The 15064-nt window shown below is 48.5% G+C and carries 14 protein-coding genes; 4 read left to right on the top strand and 10 right to left on the bottom strand.

Features of this window, described 5'->3' with window-relative positions; translation table 11 throughout:
• Nucleotides 1-24: 24 nt before the first annotated feature.
• The 6 genes from moaD to C7W93_RS00495 all read right to left on the bottom strand — a co-directional run bounded on the left by moaD (nt 25) and on the right by C7W93_RS00495 (nt 7289).
• A complete protein-coding gene (gene moaD, locus C7W93_RS00520) occupies nt 25-282 on the bottom strand; it encodes a molybdopterin converting factor subunit 1 (RefSeq protein ID WP_108438274.1) in 258 nt (85 codons plus the stop codon).
• A gap of 92 nt (nt 283-374) precedes the next feature.
• Nucleotides 375-1613, bottom strand: a complete 1239-nt coding sequence (glp, locus tag C7W93_RS00515) for a gephyrin-like molybdotransferase Glp (protein ID WP_108438273.1) — start codon at nt 1611-1613, stop codon at nt 375-377.
• A gap of 28 nt (nt 1614-1641) precedes the next feature.
• Nucleotides 1642-3102 (bottom strand): threonine synthase, encoded by a 1461-nt coding sequence (thrC, locus tag C7W93_RS00510; protein WP_108438272.1) that lies wholly within the window; start codon nt 3100-3102, stop codon nt 1642-1644.
• Between the two features lie 211 nt (nt 3103-3313).
• The gene (locus tag C7W93_RS00505; protein WP_161539846.1) at nt 3314-4672 is read right to left on the bottom strand and encodes an O-antigen ligase; all 1359 of its coding nucleotides are present in this window, start codon (nt 4670-4672) and stop codon (nt 3314-3316) included.
• Between the two features lie 265 nt (nt 4673-4937).
• Nucleotides 4938-6632: a PglL family O-oligosaccharyltransferase gene (locus tag C7W93_RS00500; RefSeq protein ID WP_108438270.1), complete on the bottom strand. Its 1695-nt coding sequence runs from the start codon at nt 6630-6632 to the stop codon at nt 4938-4940.
• Between the two features lie 222 nt (nt 6633-6854).
• A complete protein-coding gene (locus C7W93_RS00495) occupies nt 6855-7289 on the bottom strand; it encodes a pilin (RefSeq protein ID WP_108438269.1) in 435 nt (144 codons plus the stop codon).
• A gap of 459 nt (nt 7290-7748) precedes the next feature.
• Between C7W93_RS00495 and gmk the strand changes: the two genes are divergently transcribed.
• The 3 genes from gmk to C7W93_RS00480 all read left to right on the top strand — a co-directional run bounded on the left by gmk (nt 7749) and on the right by C7W93_RS00480 (nt 10979).
• Nucleotides 7749-8393 carry a guanylate kinase gene (gmk, locus tag C7W93_RS00490; protein ID WP_108438268.1) on the top strand — a complete coding sequence of 215 codons (645 nt, stop codon included), beginning with the start codon at nt 7749-7751 and terminating at the stop codon, nt 8391-8393.
• A gap of 78 nt (nt 8394-8471) precedes the next feature.
• Nucleotides 8472-8675, top strand: a complete 204-nt coding sequence (gene rpoZ, locus C7W93_RS00485; RefSeq protein WP_108438267.1) for a DNA-directed RNA polymerase subunit omega — start codon at nt 8472-8474, stop codon at nt 8673-8675.
• Between the two features lie 33 nt (nt 8676-8708).
• Nucleotides 8709-10979: a bifunctional (p)ppGpp synthetase/guanosine-3',5'-bis(diphosphate) 3'-pyrophosphohydrolase gene (locus C7W93_RS00480; protein ID WP_108438266.1), complete on the top strand. Its 2271-nt coding sequence runs from the start codon at nt 8709-8711 to the stop codon at nt 10977-10979.
• A gap of 175 nt (nt 10980-11154) precedes the next feature.
• On the opposite strand, the gene C7W93_RS00475 is transcribed toward C7W93_RS00480, so the two are convergent.
• The 3 genes from C7W93_RS00475 to C7W93_RS00465 all read right to left on the bottom strand — a co-directional run bounded on the left by C7W93_RS00475 (nt 11155) and on the right by C7W93_RS00465 (nt 13169).
• On the bottom strand, nt 11155-11961 hold the full coding sequence (locus C7W93_RS00475; protein ID WP_225869714.1) for a thioredoxin family protein: 807 nt from the start codon (nt 11959-11961) through the stop codon (nt 11155-11157).
• A gap of 111 nt (nt 11962-12072) precedes the next feature.
• Nucleotides 12073-12843, bottom strand: coding sequence for an SDR family oxidoreductase (locus tag C7W93_RS00470; RefSeq protein ID WP_108438265.1), 771 nt, complete (start codon nt 12841-12843; stop codon nt 12073-12075).
• 17 nt (nt 12844-12860) lie between these two features.
• Nucleotides 12861-13169, bottom strand: a complete 309-nt coding sequence (locus tag C7W93_RS00465; protein ID WP_108438264.1) for a 4a-hydroxytetrahydrobiopterin dehydratase — start codon at nt 13167-13169, stop codon at nt 12861-12863.
• A 195-nt stretch (nt 13170-13364) separates the two neighbouring features.
• Here C7W93_RS00465 and C7W93_RS00460 point away from each other — a divergent pair, with 195 nt between their 5' ends.
• On the top strand, nt 13365-13784 hold the full coding sequence (locus tag C7W93_RS00460) for a YXWGXW repeat-containing protein (protein WP_108438263.1): 420 nt from the start codon (nt 13365-13367) through the stop codon (nt 13782-13784).
• Between the two features lie 229 nt (nt 13785-14013).
• Here the strand turns inward: C7W93_RS00460 and C7W93_RS00455 are convergent, their stop codons facing one another.
• Nucleotides 14014-14841 (bottom strand): DUF72 domain-containing protein, encoded by an 828-nt coding sequence (locus C7W93_RS00455; protein ID WP_108438262.1) that lies wholly within the window; start codon nt 14839-14841, stop codon nt 14014-14016.
• Nucleotides 14842-15064 lie beyond the last annotated feature (223 nt).

Raw genomic sequence — 15064 nt, 5'->3', positions numbered from 1 at the left:
GCCTCGGTAAGCCATTAGCGTCAATTAACCGCCTGTCACCGGCGGAAAGAACGCCACTTCAGCATCAGCGGTCACAGGAGAATCATTGGTCGCGATGACCTGATCGCACGCCATTCTTAGCGCACGGCCCTCTCCAAGAACTTCTTCCCAGATACCGCCACGTTGACGCAAATAGGCGCGGATATCGCCTACGGTTTGCACCGTTTCAGGCAGTTCGAGCGTTTCCTGCGCAACGTTAAGTGCTTCACGCATGCTGGCAAAAAAACGTAAGTGAATCTTCATGAAGCTTTCCTACTTTGAAATTCAACATGCCATATTAACGCTGCCGGATGCTGATCACAGAACATACGCAGATGTGCATCAACATTTCGCCGTTATTGGATCAGCGCTGAAAATGGATGAAAACGCACCGCATCGCCAGCCGCAATAGTATTGCCAGCCGGATTATCTACCAATCCATCGCCCCAGACGGTGGACGTTAATACGCCCGAACCCTGATGCGGAAATAAATCCAGACCACCGTTTAGATTCATTTTTACACGTAAAAATTCCTGTCGCCGATCAGCTTTCGGCCAATCAAAATCTGCGCGCAGTATATACACCTCTGGCATCACGTTACTGCATCCTTGCAATCGTAAAATGAAAGGCCGCACGAACATCAAAAACGTCACAAAACTGGATACCGGATTGCCGGGTAAACCTATAAAAAATGTCGTACCAGCCTGGCCAATATCGGCTGCATTCCGATTAATTTCACCGAAAGCCAGCGGTTTTCCCGGTTTCATAGCGATTTGCCACATATTCAGATGGCCTTCCGCTTCCACTGCAGGTTTAACGTGATCCTCTTCGCCGACCGAAACACCGCCCGAAGTAATGATCAAATCATGTTGTTGCGCGGCAATGCGCAAAGTCTCGCGTGTAGCGGTCAGCGAATCGGGAACGATGCCGTAGTCCGTCAGCTCGCAACCTAAATTTTCTAACAATCCACGCAGTACAAAGCGGTTTGAGTTGTAGATTGCCCCAGCTTTCAACACCTCGCCCGGCATTGTTAATTCGTCGCCCGTAAAAAATACCGCGACACGCAATTTGCGCAGTACAGACAACTCTGCCAAACCGACAGATGCCGCTAACCCAAGATGTTGGGCCTGCAACCGCGTGCCAGCGGGCAAAATCTCTTTGCCGACATGGATATCCTCACCTGCCCGACGAATCCATTCACCGGATGCGGGTGAGTGACGGACGACAACAGCATCGCCATCGACATCGCACATTTCCTGCATCACAACAGCGTCAGCACCCGGCGGAATTAACGCCCCGGTAAATATGCGTGCGGCGCTGCCTTCCTGCAATGGCTGCCCGACATGCCCGGCAGGAATTCGCTGCGAAACGGGCAAACGCGCCGCACCACTCACGCATTCCGCCGCCCGCACGGCATAACCATCCATTTGTGTATTGTCAGACGGCGGCACGTTCATTTGGGAGGTTTGGGCACTCACAAGAACGCGACCATTTGCGGCCAAAGTGGGTACCACTTCAACCTCCGTCAAAGGCCGCGCAGCGGCCAGCAGCACGTCCAGCGCCTCAGTGACCGTAAGCATTTGTGGTTTTTGCATCTGTCGTTAGCCTGTTTTTACCCGGTTATCACAAGCCAGTATGTGCCGCGATATAGGCCTTAACCTGCGCCACATCCGCTGCCATCACGTCAAATCGCTGCGGCAAGGCCTCAATGTTTTCAAAACCCGCAGGGCGCTCTGCATCGCGGCCCAAGGCTTCGCGAATCGTCTCGTTAAATTTGGCGGGTAAGGCGGTTTCCAGCACAATCATCGGAACACCGGGCGTCAAATAGTCGCGCGCGACTTTAACGCCGTCGGCGGTATGCGTATCGATCGTGATGCCGTATTGTTTCTCCACATCGCGAATAGTATCTAAGCGATCTTGATGAGTCGACTTGCCAGACTGAAAGCCGTATTCCACGATTTTGCGGAATTCGTCGCCATCGCTACCAGGATTTCCCGACAAATCAAAGCCGCCTTCAGTCTCAACCTTATGAAACAACGCTGCCAAACGCGCATGATCACGTCCTAGCAAGTCGAATACGAAACGTTCAAAATTGGAGGCTTTGCTGATATCCATACTCGGGCTACTGGTATGGTAGGTTTCAGCCGATTTGCGCACGCGATAAATCCCGGTACGGAAAAATTCGTCCAAAACGTCGTTTTCATTCGTAGCCGCCACCAATTTATCGATCGGCAAACCCATCATGCGAGCAATATGCCCGGCACAAATATTCCCAAAGTTGCCCGACGGCACAGTAAACGATACTTTTTGCTCGTTGCTCGTAGTGGCGCTGAGATAACCGCGGAAGTAGTACACAACTTGCGCAACAACACGCGCCCAGTTGATCGAATTCACGGTGCCGATTTTTTGCGCTGCTTTGAACGCATGATCGTTAGATACGGCTTTGACCATATCCTGGCAATCATCGAACACGCCTTCAACAGCGATATTAAAGATGTTCGGATCTTGTAAACTGAACATTTGCGCAGACTGAAACGCACTCATTTTTTTATGCGGCGACAGCATAAAAACACGGAGTCCCTTTTTGCCGCGCATCGCGTACTCCGCCGCACTACCAGTGTCGCCAGAAGTCGCACCAAAAATATTCAGCGCAGCATCGTCCTTGGCCAACGTGTACTCAAACAAGTTACCCAGCAACTGCATTGCCATATCCTTGAACGCCAGCGTCGGCCCATTCGACAGCGCTTGCAAAACAAGCTTGCAGCCGTTGGCTTCTTCCAATACTCGCAACGGCGTAATTTGGTCTGCGCTCTCTCCGGCGCGTCCATTTCGATATACTTCGCCGGTATAGGTTTTATGCGCCAAAGCCTTCAAATCGGCTTGCGGAATATCGGTGGCGAACTTCTTCAGCACTTCAAACGCCAGATCAGCGTAGGGCAGCGTGCGCCAGTGATTTAATTCTTCAGAGGTGACTTGAGGATATGTTTCTGGCAGATATAAACCACCGTCAGGTGCCAGACCGCCGAGCAAAATGTGCGAAAAGGATTGTGCCGTAGCATGGCCGCGCGTGGAAACGTATTGCATAGAATGATTGTATTTGTATAAGTCTGCGCTTGCAGAGGGTATATAAAAATTGCTGGAAATTGCCTGATCGGTGCTGGACCTGCGTCCACATCAACGACAGCTATTATAGCCGTCACTCAGACTAGGGTTGAATTTTAGATCGCGTATACCTGCGAATAAGTTACGGATATAACAAGCAGGCAATGCGGGATCCGGGAAAAATCCATAACGACTAAAAGTAACCTGCTTTCCATAAGCGCGGGCGTAGAACGTTACGTACATAAACCCCACTATCCACCGCTTTAGCTTCATATTTGGGCAAACTCAGGATCTCTGGCCACAATCCACACCCGAAACATATCAATAAGACAAGCACCGTCAAAGCCAATGCTGCTTTATGCAAAACCTGAGAGCCTTCAGGAGGAAGTGCCTTAGTTTCATTGCTTAGTGACGACACCCATCCCCATGCGCAACCAACATATAAAACGATCCATAACTGGCTTGTTGGCATCACAATTAATCCTGACACCAAACCATCTACAAGAATGGCTATGCCGGTTGCCAAAAACGCTGCTAGCGCAGCCTGATTTTTTTCGTCGCCCGGTTTAATTTTTGTCGCGGTCCTCATCAGTGAACGGAATGCGATCACTATCACAACAATCAAACAAAATACTGCAGGCACACCCCACTCCGATGCTATTTGCAATATCCAATTATGTGGATGCGCGCCGAACTGTACGTTAGTGGCGTAGTGCGCAAAATGCAAAGGCCCAGCACCAAATATAGGATGCGCCAATATCATTTCCCACGCGCGCCACCATAAAGAAAGACGGCTAGAAGTCGGATCACTCAACGTTCGGCTACCTAACTCGGAAAGGAAACCGAAAGGCTGCAATCCGACCAAAATTGGTAATGTAACGAAGAAAATGGCGTAAGCGCACAATCCCGCAAGACAAGTAATGATCATTACTCGACACCAAGGCATGGCAAGACGACGCTGGAATAACCACGCCCCGATGATTCCGGCAAAAACGCCGATAAACGTCCCCCGTCCGGCTGAAACGAATAACATCATCCACCAAAAGGATGTAGCAATAAAAGGAAAAATTTGGGAAGTGAAGCGAGATTCATTGCGTTGATTTAAAGCACTGTGCACCGCCCATAAACCCAGCAACGGCAAACTAATCGTTTGAATATGATTAAAAAACCGTAAATTATCGAAGCCAAAAATAAAAACTTCCGGGTTAGGCTGGCCATCGATTTGCAGGGCTAGTATGTATAGAAAAAATTCCTTATAAAAATATAAGACGCATCCAATTCCACAAATAAGCAGAACTTTCCGTAACAATGCATCTGGTGCTTCTCGCAATTCCAAAGCAATCGTCCAGGCCAGCAATAGTAATAGACCAAAACTCGACCATTCATATAGCGCATGGCGTATTGAGTAGGCCTGCAAAGACGATAAAAATCCTAAAAAAAAGAAACATCCCAACCAATAAATTGTCTTGCGGGATAACATGGATGGTACTTTTGATTGCACGAATCGGAAAAGCGCCAAGACCGCGCCTAATGAAAGCACCAATACCTCCACAATGCGCTGCTTATCGTGCGGCCCGATGTCGCTCCACGGAAAAAATAAGAACGGGCTGACTATTAATGTCAAAACGACTATCAATATAATTGGCGTTCGCCGCAACAATAAAGTCAGCATAATTTTTTAGGGGTATCTGGATCAACCCCAAAAAATTGAGATTAATTAAACTGATTATTTAAACTACAAAATTCGATTTTCGACAGTAACCGATATTCATGTGTTCGAGAGTTGAATCAGAACAAAAATACTTCCCTATTGCGTCTTAGCGCTTAACTGGCCATGCGACAGCGGCTATGAACCTGTTCTTACGCGCTTCGATTTCCCAACTGTTTCTAGCACCTTGACATTGCTCATCGGGAGACGTTTTGCAAAGTCTCTGAAGCCAGCGTTGTGCCTCATCTGGTTTACCATTTACCGCAAGGGCGAGCGCCAATTGATATACACCATATGGGCTAGGGGATGCTTCCACAACATCACGCATCCAATTCAACTCCTTCGCATCGAATTTCATTTTGGGTTGAATGCGAGCGTATCGGATCATTTCACGAAATTGCGTCAAGGCAAGAACGTCGGGAGGCTCTGCCGCGGTTACTTTACCTACATGTGCGTTTTCAAAGCGCAAAACATTAAAACTGGACTCCACGCGTAGGTAATCAAGAATCGTGATGGAGAGCGCGGTGGTCGATAAGACAAATAGCGTCAAGGTTATCCATGACCTCGTCACAAATACAGAACGAAAGCCAAGACGCACATTTAACACACCAACAACCAGCCCAGCAGGCAATAAAAAATACGCGTAATGTAAAGGGAGTTCAAGCATCGCGTGCGTTGCCAAGACTGTTATAAACAGTAATAAAATTGCATCTTCATGGTCTTTAATTCGACGTACACATGCCAAAAACCACCAAATAATTAATCCACTAATTAACAAGCCAATCGGTATGCCGTTCCAAAGAATCAAATCCAGAAATAGGTTGTGAGATTGAAAGAAAAGCATACCAAGATCAGGATGCTCATTTGCAACCTGATATTGCGCATGCGTCAGCTGCCCCCATCCATATCCAAAAAGAGATTGGTGCTGTACTGCATCAATAAACATGCGCCAAACCTGCGGTCGGGCCCCGATCAGATAACGCTCCGCTAAATCTCGATTCCCTTCGAATAATAAAGAATCAATTATCCAAGGGAGATTAATGACGCACGCGATGAAATACAATCCCAATCCAATGGCAGTTGCGAGCATACGTTTGGATCTTAAAAACCACGCCCACAGCAATAGCGCAGCTAGAATAACAAAAACATTCAACCATCCAGTTCGGGATTGCGTAAGCGCTACACCCAATAAAAGAAAGCAGGTCATCAAGATAGCTACAGGGGCCGAGAGTTGCCGTCGCTTAAATCCCCAGGCAGACGCGAGCATTCCCAAAATAAGTAGCGTAGCAAATTGATTGGGTTGTCCTAAATTCGCTCCTGGACGAAAATCATTCGATTTTAAAATCCAAATATCGAACCCGTCAAAGCGCAATAGTTGATGCAACTGAAAGTACATAGAAATCAGCGCCGCGATGCCGATTCCTAAAAACAAAAAATCAGCACACTCCCCGTTTGCGGCTTTCTCCCATCGCGTTCCCGCCAATAAAGCCAAAAGCAGACCAGTCAAATAGATAGAATTGATCCATGCAACTCCCCAGAAAGGCAACATGCCAAAAAAGAATTGCGCAATAGGAATAAAAATCAAGACCGCAACTACAATTTCGGGCCAATGCCACTCGTTCCGCTCACGCAACCTTAGCAGCAAGATCGTCATGCCAACCATTGTTAAAACAATTGAGGCCCAGGCGTCGCTGTGAAAGGTCGTCCACGGTGGGTAATGATTAGGCAAAAGCCAGGTACATGACAATGCTAAGGAAGCAATCACCATCCAAAAAGGACTGATAACTTTTTTGTTCAAAGACATATATTTGAGTATCTTCTGATGACACTGCTCTGCCCATATTGTCCGACAAAGAGTTCAATTGACAGGTCTGGATATAACGAGGCGGTCGCGATCAATGGCACATACCCAATAGAGGCAAAAGTAAAAACTCAAAAAGACCTGCCATCATTCGCCTTAAAATTAAAAAGCCTCACAACGTGAGGCTTTTTAAACGCGAATCAAAATTTCATGTAAAGAAACTGATTACTTGCAGCTAGCCGGACGATAATTTGTTGCAATGGTTCCACCGCATGTCCAGGTTAACACACCGTTACCGGCATCAGTCGGTGTCAAAGTGATAGTTTTCCCGCTGATATTAGTTTCAGCCGTAGTCGCCTGGACGGTGATAGTTCCACCGGATTGCCCCAAACTAGCTACATAAGTTGTTGCCATGGGAGTCAAAACTAATGATGCAGCTGATGGAAAAGCCCCATTGACTTGCCAATACTCAGCAATCTGAGTCTTTCCACTTGATGCAGCCAAGATCAGTTCAGTTACCTTTGCACGCACTGTGTAGTCTTTATAAGCTGGCAGCGCAATAGCAGCCAAGATACCAATGATGGCAACAACGATCATCAATTCGATCAGCGTGAAACCTTTTTGTGCTTGTGTTGATGTACGACGGATAAATTTGTTCATGCAAAACTCCCATTGGATTCGGTTGGAACTACCCCCACCATAAAGCAGTTAGCGTGCCAACCTCCAAACACCGCCCAACGGCTTAAAACCAAACCGTTTACTCCCAAAAAATCGACAAAATTCGTCTACGTGTACACCCACCTGACCAAAATCGTCACCCATCCTTGCAAATTAAGAATGCAAAAATCGTTACTTCCTTAATTGAATACTATTAACAAATAATCGAACTGGACACCTAGTCCAAGGAACGATGTTATCGGATTGTAAGACTCAAGCCCTCGCATCCACCTGCAATTCAGCTCTTGCGCTGATACAATGCTGCACTACCTGCTAGCCATATATTAAGCGTAAATTAATAAAATACGCCTCTAGCCGCCCCACTTTGATTGCGAATAACCCACTGCCATGACGCCGCCACTACTACCCCCATCCCCCAGCGAAATTCTGAGCCTAGCCGCCATGCCCGATGAACATCCCATGTCCGGCAGTTTATTTATGGTGGTCGCCCCATCGGGCGCTGGGAAATCAACATTGGTGAATGCTTTATTGGCGCAAGAACCAGAAATTAAGCTCTCGATCTCCTACACCACCCGCCCGCCACGACCTAAGGAAAAAAATGGTCGGGAATACCATTTCACTTCTATCGAGGATTTCCGTGCCCGGCATAAGCAGGGCGAATTTCTTGAATGGGCTGAAGTCCACGGCAATTATTATGGGACTTCGCGTTTGTCGATTGGTGAGCAGATGCAAGCTGGCACTGATGTGTTGTTAGAAATCGACTGGCAAGGTGCGCAACAGGTTAAGAAACAATTCCCGCATGCGGTGGGTATTTTTATACTGCCGCCGTCCATCGCGGCATTAGAAGATCGGTTAAAGAAGCGCGGGCAGGATGAGCCGCAAGTGATTACGCGCAGGATTCTGGCGGCAGGCGGGGAAATCGCCCATGCCCCTGAGTCTGAGTATGTTATTATCAACCAAGAATTTTCCTCTGCTTTGTCAGAACTGACCGCGATTGTTAAAGCAACTCGCTGCCGCTTCTCCCAACAAGCAGTACGTAATGCATCCTTATTTGCGCAACTTGGCATTCATGCCAACTTAAGCTAACACTTGGTTAACCTTGCTGACAACGACGATAAAACGACGCTGTTGCGAAATTGACAATTATTGTTTTTCGGAGAATGTATGGCCCGTATTACCATTGAAGATTGCATTAAACACATCCCTAACCGCTTTCAATTGACTCTTTCCGCAACTTATCGCGCACGTCAACTACTCCAAGGCCATACTGCTAAAGTAGATGCAAAAGATAAACCGACTGTTATCGCTCTGCGTGAAATCGCTGCTGGTAAAGTTGGCATTGAAATGCTAAAAAAGGTACCGGGTTAATCGTTCACATACTGCGGCTGCTGTCTATACTGTATGAACCTGACTCCTCCAGATTCGACCTTACCATCAGCCGCTCCTGTAAAACGAGCCGTATTGCCTCGCGCTGTCAAAATTAGTAAGCCTGCACCATCTGATCAGCCAACGCCCCATGTGGGCGTTGCATCGATCACCCACCTGACCACCAAACTTGCCGAATACCTGAATCCTTCCGAACTGAAGAAGGTCAAGGAAGCGTATCGCTTTTCAGATGAAATGCATCTGGGACAGATGCGCAAATCAGGCGAACCGTATATTTCCCATCCGATTGCTGTCGCTGAAATCTGTGCCGACTGGAAGCTAGACGCGCAAGCGATTATGGCTGCCTTGCTGCACGATGTGATGGAAGATCAGGATGTCAAAAAAGAAGAGTTAATTGAGCGCTTCGGTGCGCCCGTCGCAAGTTTGGTAGATGGTCTTTCCAAACTCGACAAAATCGAATTTCAAAGTCAAATTGAAGCGCAAGCGGAAAACTTCCGCAAAATGCTGCTGGCTATGGCACGCGATGTCCGTGTGATTCTGGTCAAATTAGCTGACCGTCTGCACAATATGCGCACATTGGGCGTCATGGTCCCGGAGAAAAAGCGCCGCATTGCACGTGAAACGATGGAAGTGTATGTGCCAATTGCGCATCGTCTTGGTTTAAACAATATTTATCGCGAATTGCAAGAGCTGTCGTTCTCGCATTTACATCCATTGCGCCATCGCACTCTGCTGAAAGCGGTCAGAGCAGCCCGCGGCAATCGCCGCGAAGTGGTTAGCAAAATTCTGGAATCGGTGAATACGACGCTACTGGCTACCGGTATTCCCACCCAAATCGATGGCCGGGAAAAAACCCTTTACGGGATTTATCGAAAGATGCGCAACAAGCATCTGTCATTTTCACAAGTGTTGGATGTGTACGGATTTCGGATTGTCGTCGATACGTTTGCCAATTGCTATGTCGCGCTGGGGACCTTGCACGCGCTGTATAAGCCGATGCCGGGCAAGTTCAAAGACTATATCGCTATCCCTAAACTTAACGGATATCAATCTCTGCACACGACGCTAATCGGCCCCTATGGGACACCGGTCGAGTTCCAGATCAGAACGCAAGATATGCATCGCGTAGCAGAATCCGGCGTTGCAGCACATTGGCTATACAAAGACGAAGATGGCGATTTAAGTGAGTTGCAACAACGCACGCACGCGTGGCTGCAATCGTTACTGGATATTCAGAAACAAACTGGCGACTCTGCTGAATTTTTAGAGCACGTCAAAGTGGACTTGTTCCCCGATTCTGTCTACGTGTTCACGCCTAAGTCGAAAATCATCGCCCTTCCCCGTGGTGCCACCGCGCTTGATTTTGCGTATACCATTCATACAGATGTCGGCGACCAAACTGTTGCCGCCAAGATTAATCACGAACCGGCACCGTTACGCTCAGAATTACACAACGGCGATATCGTCGAAATCATCACTTCTAGCAGTTCGCGACCAAGCCCCAATTGGCTTAGCTTTGTACGCACCGGCAAAGCCCGTTCGGCGATTCGTCATCACCTTCGCACTGTCAATTTGAATGAGTCAGTTGATCTCGGCAAACGTTTACTATCGCAAGCCTTGGCGACGCTTAATCTGAATCCCGCATTGGCACCAGTCGTGGTGGAACGATTGCTGAACGAATCAAGCGCGAATTCATTAGAGGAAATTTATGCCGATATCGGGGTCGGTAAACGTATGGCGGCATTGGTGGCGCGCCACATCATGGGTCTGCTGGAAAACCAACCGATTTCATTGCCATTACTAGATATGGAAGGGTTGGCATTACCAACCAAAGCCGATCCAGTAGTGATCAATGGCAGCGAAGGTGTATCGATCCAATTGGCACCTTGTTGCCAACCGATCCCAGGGGACTTGCTGATCGGTCAACTCAAGCGCGATCAAGGTTTGATTGTTCATACCGAAGATTGCAACGTCGCCAAACGCCAGCGTAGCAAAGATCCTGAACGCTGGATTGAAGTACGCTGGGCCACTGACCTAAACCGCCGTTTTGATTGTCGTATCAAAGTATTAGTGCATAACGACAAGGGAATTCTGGCAAGGGTGGCCGCTGATATCGGCGAGTCAGACGCCAACATTACCTACGTCAATATGGATGACGATAAAGATCTGATGATGACGCAATTAATCTTTACAATTCAGGTTGAAGACCGCGTTCATCTGGCCCGTCTGCTGCGTAACGTTCGCAGGATTCACGGTGTTACCCGAATATTGCGCGATCGTAGCTAAGACAGCGTAATAAATTCAAAATTACACGCGCAAAAAATAGTCCATTATCCCCGCCTCACATTAGCAGCGCTATATCAAATAACATCCCAGCCAGAAAACTGCCGTGCGACGTTCATCTATCAAACGCGCTAATTTAAATTCAAACAACCATCCAAACATCAGACTGCAATCCATCTCAGTGATTTAATGCCAGTCGCGCCACTTGCAGCACCTCGCCAGTCACCCCGTTCTGCACAAACGTTACTATTCCAATCTGATCCGCCGGAACATCGATACCAATACTATCGAGAGCAATTTTTTCCTGAACTTCTACCGCGCCGTCCTTTAATGCAAATGGCCCGAGCCAACGGCGAACAACGTATTCGTGATGCAACGTCACTCCGCCATTTTCGCCAGCGGCTACCTTGGAAACTAATTTGTTTTGATATACGGCAACATAAGCGCTATGCGGTTGCCTGGAATCGCTGCGTAGCTTGACGCTGGCAGACAAGTCAAACAAACGCGCACCTTTCGGGGATAATTTAATCGTGATATCGGCGGGAGATGCTTGCGCTGTAATAGCCTGTATTGCGCCGTCCGCTGCACTTGCCGAGTTCCAATGCCGAAGTTCGCGTCCGCCGGCAAATACTTCCGGTGTATAAACAACCTTGCTGCTGGCAAAATCGGCCAACGCCTGTTGACGCAGCGTAAATTTATGATCGCCAAAACGATCTTTCCATCCCAGTCCATCCCAGTAATCGACGTGCAATGCTAATGGCACGACTAACTCCGCATTGGTTTTAGCACCTATTTTTGCCAGCCATGCATCGGCGGGTGGACAACTGTTGCAGCCTTCGCTTGAGTAAAGCTCCACGAGCGCCACACGGTGAGCGGGACTTTTTGCGGTGATTTCAGCGGCCTGCGCCACGGCCATTGCGCCAGAAGAAAACACCAATAGAAGGACGTATTTTGAGACTGCTGAAATGACGTTATAGATGCGCACGGGAAGCTCCTGCAAGATGATGATGTCCGTTGGTCGCCATTATCGTCACTTCCTTACATCATCAACCTCAATACGCTGAAACCATGCCTCCCCAAAATGCCAGGCTTTCGATTAAGGTGCCCGATACAAATTAACCACGTCGCGATCTACCCGAATCAGATTTTGCCCGGCGTCAACAACAAATTCGGCACCATTAAATGAGGGGCGCGTTAGCATTAAAATCGCCTCCGCTATCTCAGCCAATGGCGCAATGTAGCCAAGCGGAGTCGAGCGCTCCGACGAATACTCAAAATCGGCCTGGGTCTGATCACCGCTGGGCGTCATCAAGCCGGGATAGAGCGCATTCGCCCGCAATACCGCGCCGCCGGATATCGCCAGCATAGCGGTCAGATTTCCTAGCGCAGCTTTCGCCACGGTATAACTAAAATCCTCGGGATGAAAGTTGGCGCGCACTTTTTGGTCGACGACATTCACCACGACACCCTGCTGGCCGCGCTGCTTTGCCTGCTGGTAAAAAGCCTGCGTTAGTAATAGCGGCGCGCGGCAATTTATTTGCCATGATCGTTCCAGGTCTTCCAGCGTGAAATCAGCCAGTGTGTCAGGAAAAAATATCGCGGCACAATTAACCAATACATCCAATCTTTCGAATGTGGCATATATTGCCAAGATCATGTCCGATAATTCAGCGGGATTAGCCAGATCGGCACGGTGAGCTACAGCTTTGTGCCCGGCTGCTTGAATCATTGCGACAGTTTCCTGCGCCTCTAATTGTGAATTGCCATAGTGCACCACCACCGCATAGCCAGCTTGCGCAAAGCGTTCGGCAATCACCCGGCCAACGCGCTTTGCGGCGCCGGTAATCAATACTACTGGTTGCGTCATGTTGATTTTTTTAGGTTTTAAGAGAGGGGCTTACTATTAATAGCTGAAGTGCGGTCCATGAATTGCGCCATCCGCACATCCAGTTCCGTCACTCCGTTTGCATCATGGGTAGTGAGCAATACAATCACACGATTATAAACATTTGACCACTCGGGATGATGATCCAATTTTTCTGCAAATAAAGCGACTCGCGTCATAAAACCAAATGCAGCGTTGAAGTCGGCAAACAAAAACGTTTTTTCAATCGCATCTCGGTCATCTGCCGCTGTCCAGCCAGACAATGTCTGTAATGCAGCAGAAGCGCCGATAAGTGTTGGTCGTGGCATACAGACTCCGTTATTTTAAAAGATCAATTTTATCGCTACCGGCTGCGAGATGTCGGCACGCCTCCTTTTATTCTTCCATGCATCGACGGCGCGGGACAAAATTTAGCTAAAAGGGATTTTGTAACGAGTTGAATCGTTTCTTGCCGTCATTATTTATACAGGTATAGTGCATTATTACCTTCTTTTAAGGCATTCATGAAACGCTTACTCAGTGCAATAATATTTGCCGCGATTAGCTGTACCGCGTTTATCTCGGCGCAAGCTAACGCGCAGGTCGGCGTCAACATCATCATCGGCTCGCGACCGCCACCACCACGCTATGAGCGCCCGCCCCCGCCGCGTGCGGGTTATATCTGGGCACCAGGATACTGGAACTGGGCGGGCGGTCGTCACGTCTGGCGACAAGGTTATTGGGATCGGGCGCGACCCGGTTATCAATATCAACGCCCACGTTGGGAACAAGGCAATCGCGGCTGGCAACTGAACCGTGGCGGCTGGGAAAGAGGACGCGGCGATCATCGTGGTGGCGGTTATCGCGATCACCGTAATAACGGCAATAACGGTCGCCATGATAATCGTGGCAATGATCGTGGCCACGGTGGCGGTCGTCATTAACTTCCGAAGTACATCAGGCACACACATTAACGAAGCGTGATAACAATCTGATCTCCTCAGAACAATACAGCGCTACCAATAAAAATCCCCTTGCAGTAATACTGCGAGGGGATTTTTTTGCTTGATGCGCTCAATAGTGGGGTTTTTTGTCAGATGAACAAAATGCCGGGCGACAAATTAAGTCTTGCCCGATACGGCAATTTGCACGCCGGCTAAGCTAGTTTCCAGATCAAACATCCGCCAGCTTAACTAGCCGTTGCAACAAAGCCATCGCGCCACTGGGCGCACGTTCTTTAGCCCCGTTAATGAAAAATACAAACATATCGCGTGCCACATCTTGCTTGCTCTCAGAAGTTATTTGAGGAAATCCATCAGCACGATCAATCGTTCTGCCCTCCACCACAGCTTGGATGCGTGCAGCCCAGGCATCGAGTGCCTTCGGAGGATAACCAGATGCCACTTCTGACTGACTACACATTAGTCTTGCATACACAAAATCAGTACTGAAATCGGCAAATGATGGATAGTCCGCAGAGTCAGTAAAAACGCTGGCAACCTTATATTTACGCATCAACTTAAAGAATTCCGGCGTCATGAAACTATCATGTCGCACGTCCATTACATGGCGTAACGGCAGGCCGTCGATTTTTTGTGGAAGCAATGCCAGAAAAGCGGAAAAATCAGCTGCATCGAATTGTTTGGTAGGCGCAAACTGCCACAAAATGGGACCTAATTTTACGCCCAACTCAGCTATGCCACTGCCGACGAAGCGCTCCACCGACTCTCCGGCTTCAGCTAGTACGCGCCGGTTGGTCGCATATCGCGAGGCCTTTACAGAAAAAATAAAATCGTCCGGCGTTTCGGCAGCCCATCGCGCAAATGTCGCTGGCTTTTGCGCGCTGTAATAAGTGCCGTTGATTTCAATCGCCGTGACTTTTCGACTAGCGTATTCCAGTTCACGTGCATGCGTCAGATCAGCAGGATAAAAGTTGTCACTCCACGGAGCATAAGTCCAGCCTCCGATTCCGATACGAATAAACCGCTTGCGCTTGTTCATATCCGCTCCATCTCGAAACGACGATTTTGATATATTACCAACGAAGGCTTAAGCAATGTGGACTGATAACGCGCACCCCACTGCGACAGATCAAAACCATACGGAAAGACGGATTTCAAGGATATGGGGGATAAGGACGGCCAACTTAATAACGATGCTGCGCGGCTCGCCTAAACGGATCTTGCGTAAGCCACTCACATCTGAAGTACGCAGCAACTGAAGA

The organism is Glaciimonas sp. PCH181 (assembly GCF_003056055.1).
GTDB lineage: Bacteria > Pseudomonadota > Gammaproteobacteria > Burkholderiales > Burkholderiaceae_D > Glaciimonas.
The sequence above is the reverse complement of the archived record's forward strand: the minus strand, read 5'-3'. Positions and strand labels throughout refer to the sequence as shown.

Bases quoted from the DNA above. Each gene is read 5' to 3' on its own strand.
- glp (WP_108438273.1), bottom strand. From the start codon at position 1,613: ATGCAAAAACCACAAATGCTTACGGTCACTGAGGCGCTGGACGTGCTG.
- C7W93_RS00470 (WP_108438265.1), bottom strand. From the start codon at position 12,843: ATGACGCAACCAGTAGTATTGATTACCGGCGCCGCAAAGCGCGTTGGC.
- C7W93_RS00460 (WP_108438263.1), top strand. From the start codon at position 13,365: ATGAAACGCTTACTCAGTGCAATAATATTTGCCGCGATTAGCTGTACC.
- C7W93_RS00480 (WP_108438266.1), top strand. From the start codon at position 8,709: ATGAACCTGACTCCTCCAGATTCGACCTTACCATCAGCCGCTCCTGTA.
- thrC (WP_108438272.1), bottom strand. From the start codon at position 3,102: ATGCAATACGTTTCCACGCGCGGCCATGCTACGGCACAATCCTTTTCG.
- C7W93_RS00495 (WP_108438269.1), bottom strand. From the start codon at position 7,289: ATGAACAAATTTATCCGTCGTACATCAACACAAGCACAAAAAGGTTTC.
- moaD (WP_108438274.1), bottom strand. From the start codon at position 282: ATGAAGATTCACTTACGTTTTTTTGCCAGCATGCGTGAAGCACTTAAC.
- C7W93_RS00455 (WP_108438262.1), bottom strand. From the start codon at position 14,841: ATGAACAAGCGCAAGCGGTTTATTCGTATCGGAATCGGAGGCTGGACT.
- C7W93_RS00500 (WP_108438270.1), bottom strand. From the start codon at position 6,632: ATGTCTTTGAACAAAAAAGTTATCAGTCCTTTTTGGATGGTGATTGCT.
- C7W93_RS00465 (WP_108438264.1), bottom strand. From the start codon at position 13,169: ATGCCACGACCAACACTTATCGGCGCTTCTGCTGCATTACAGACATTG.
- rpoZ (WP_108438267.1), top strand. From the start codon at position 8,472: ATGGCCCGTATTACCATTGAAGATTGCATTAAACACATCCCTAACCGC.
- gmk (WP_108438268.1), top strand. From the start codon at position 7,749: ATGCCCGATGAACATCCCATGTCCGGCAGTTTATTTATGGTGGTCGCC.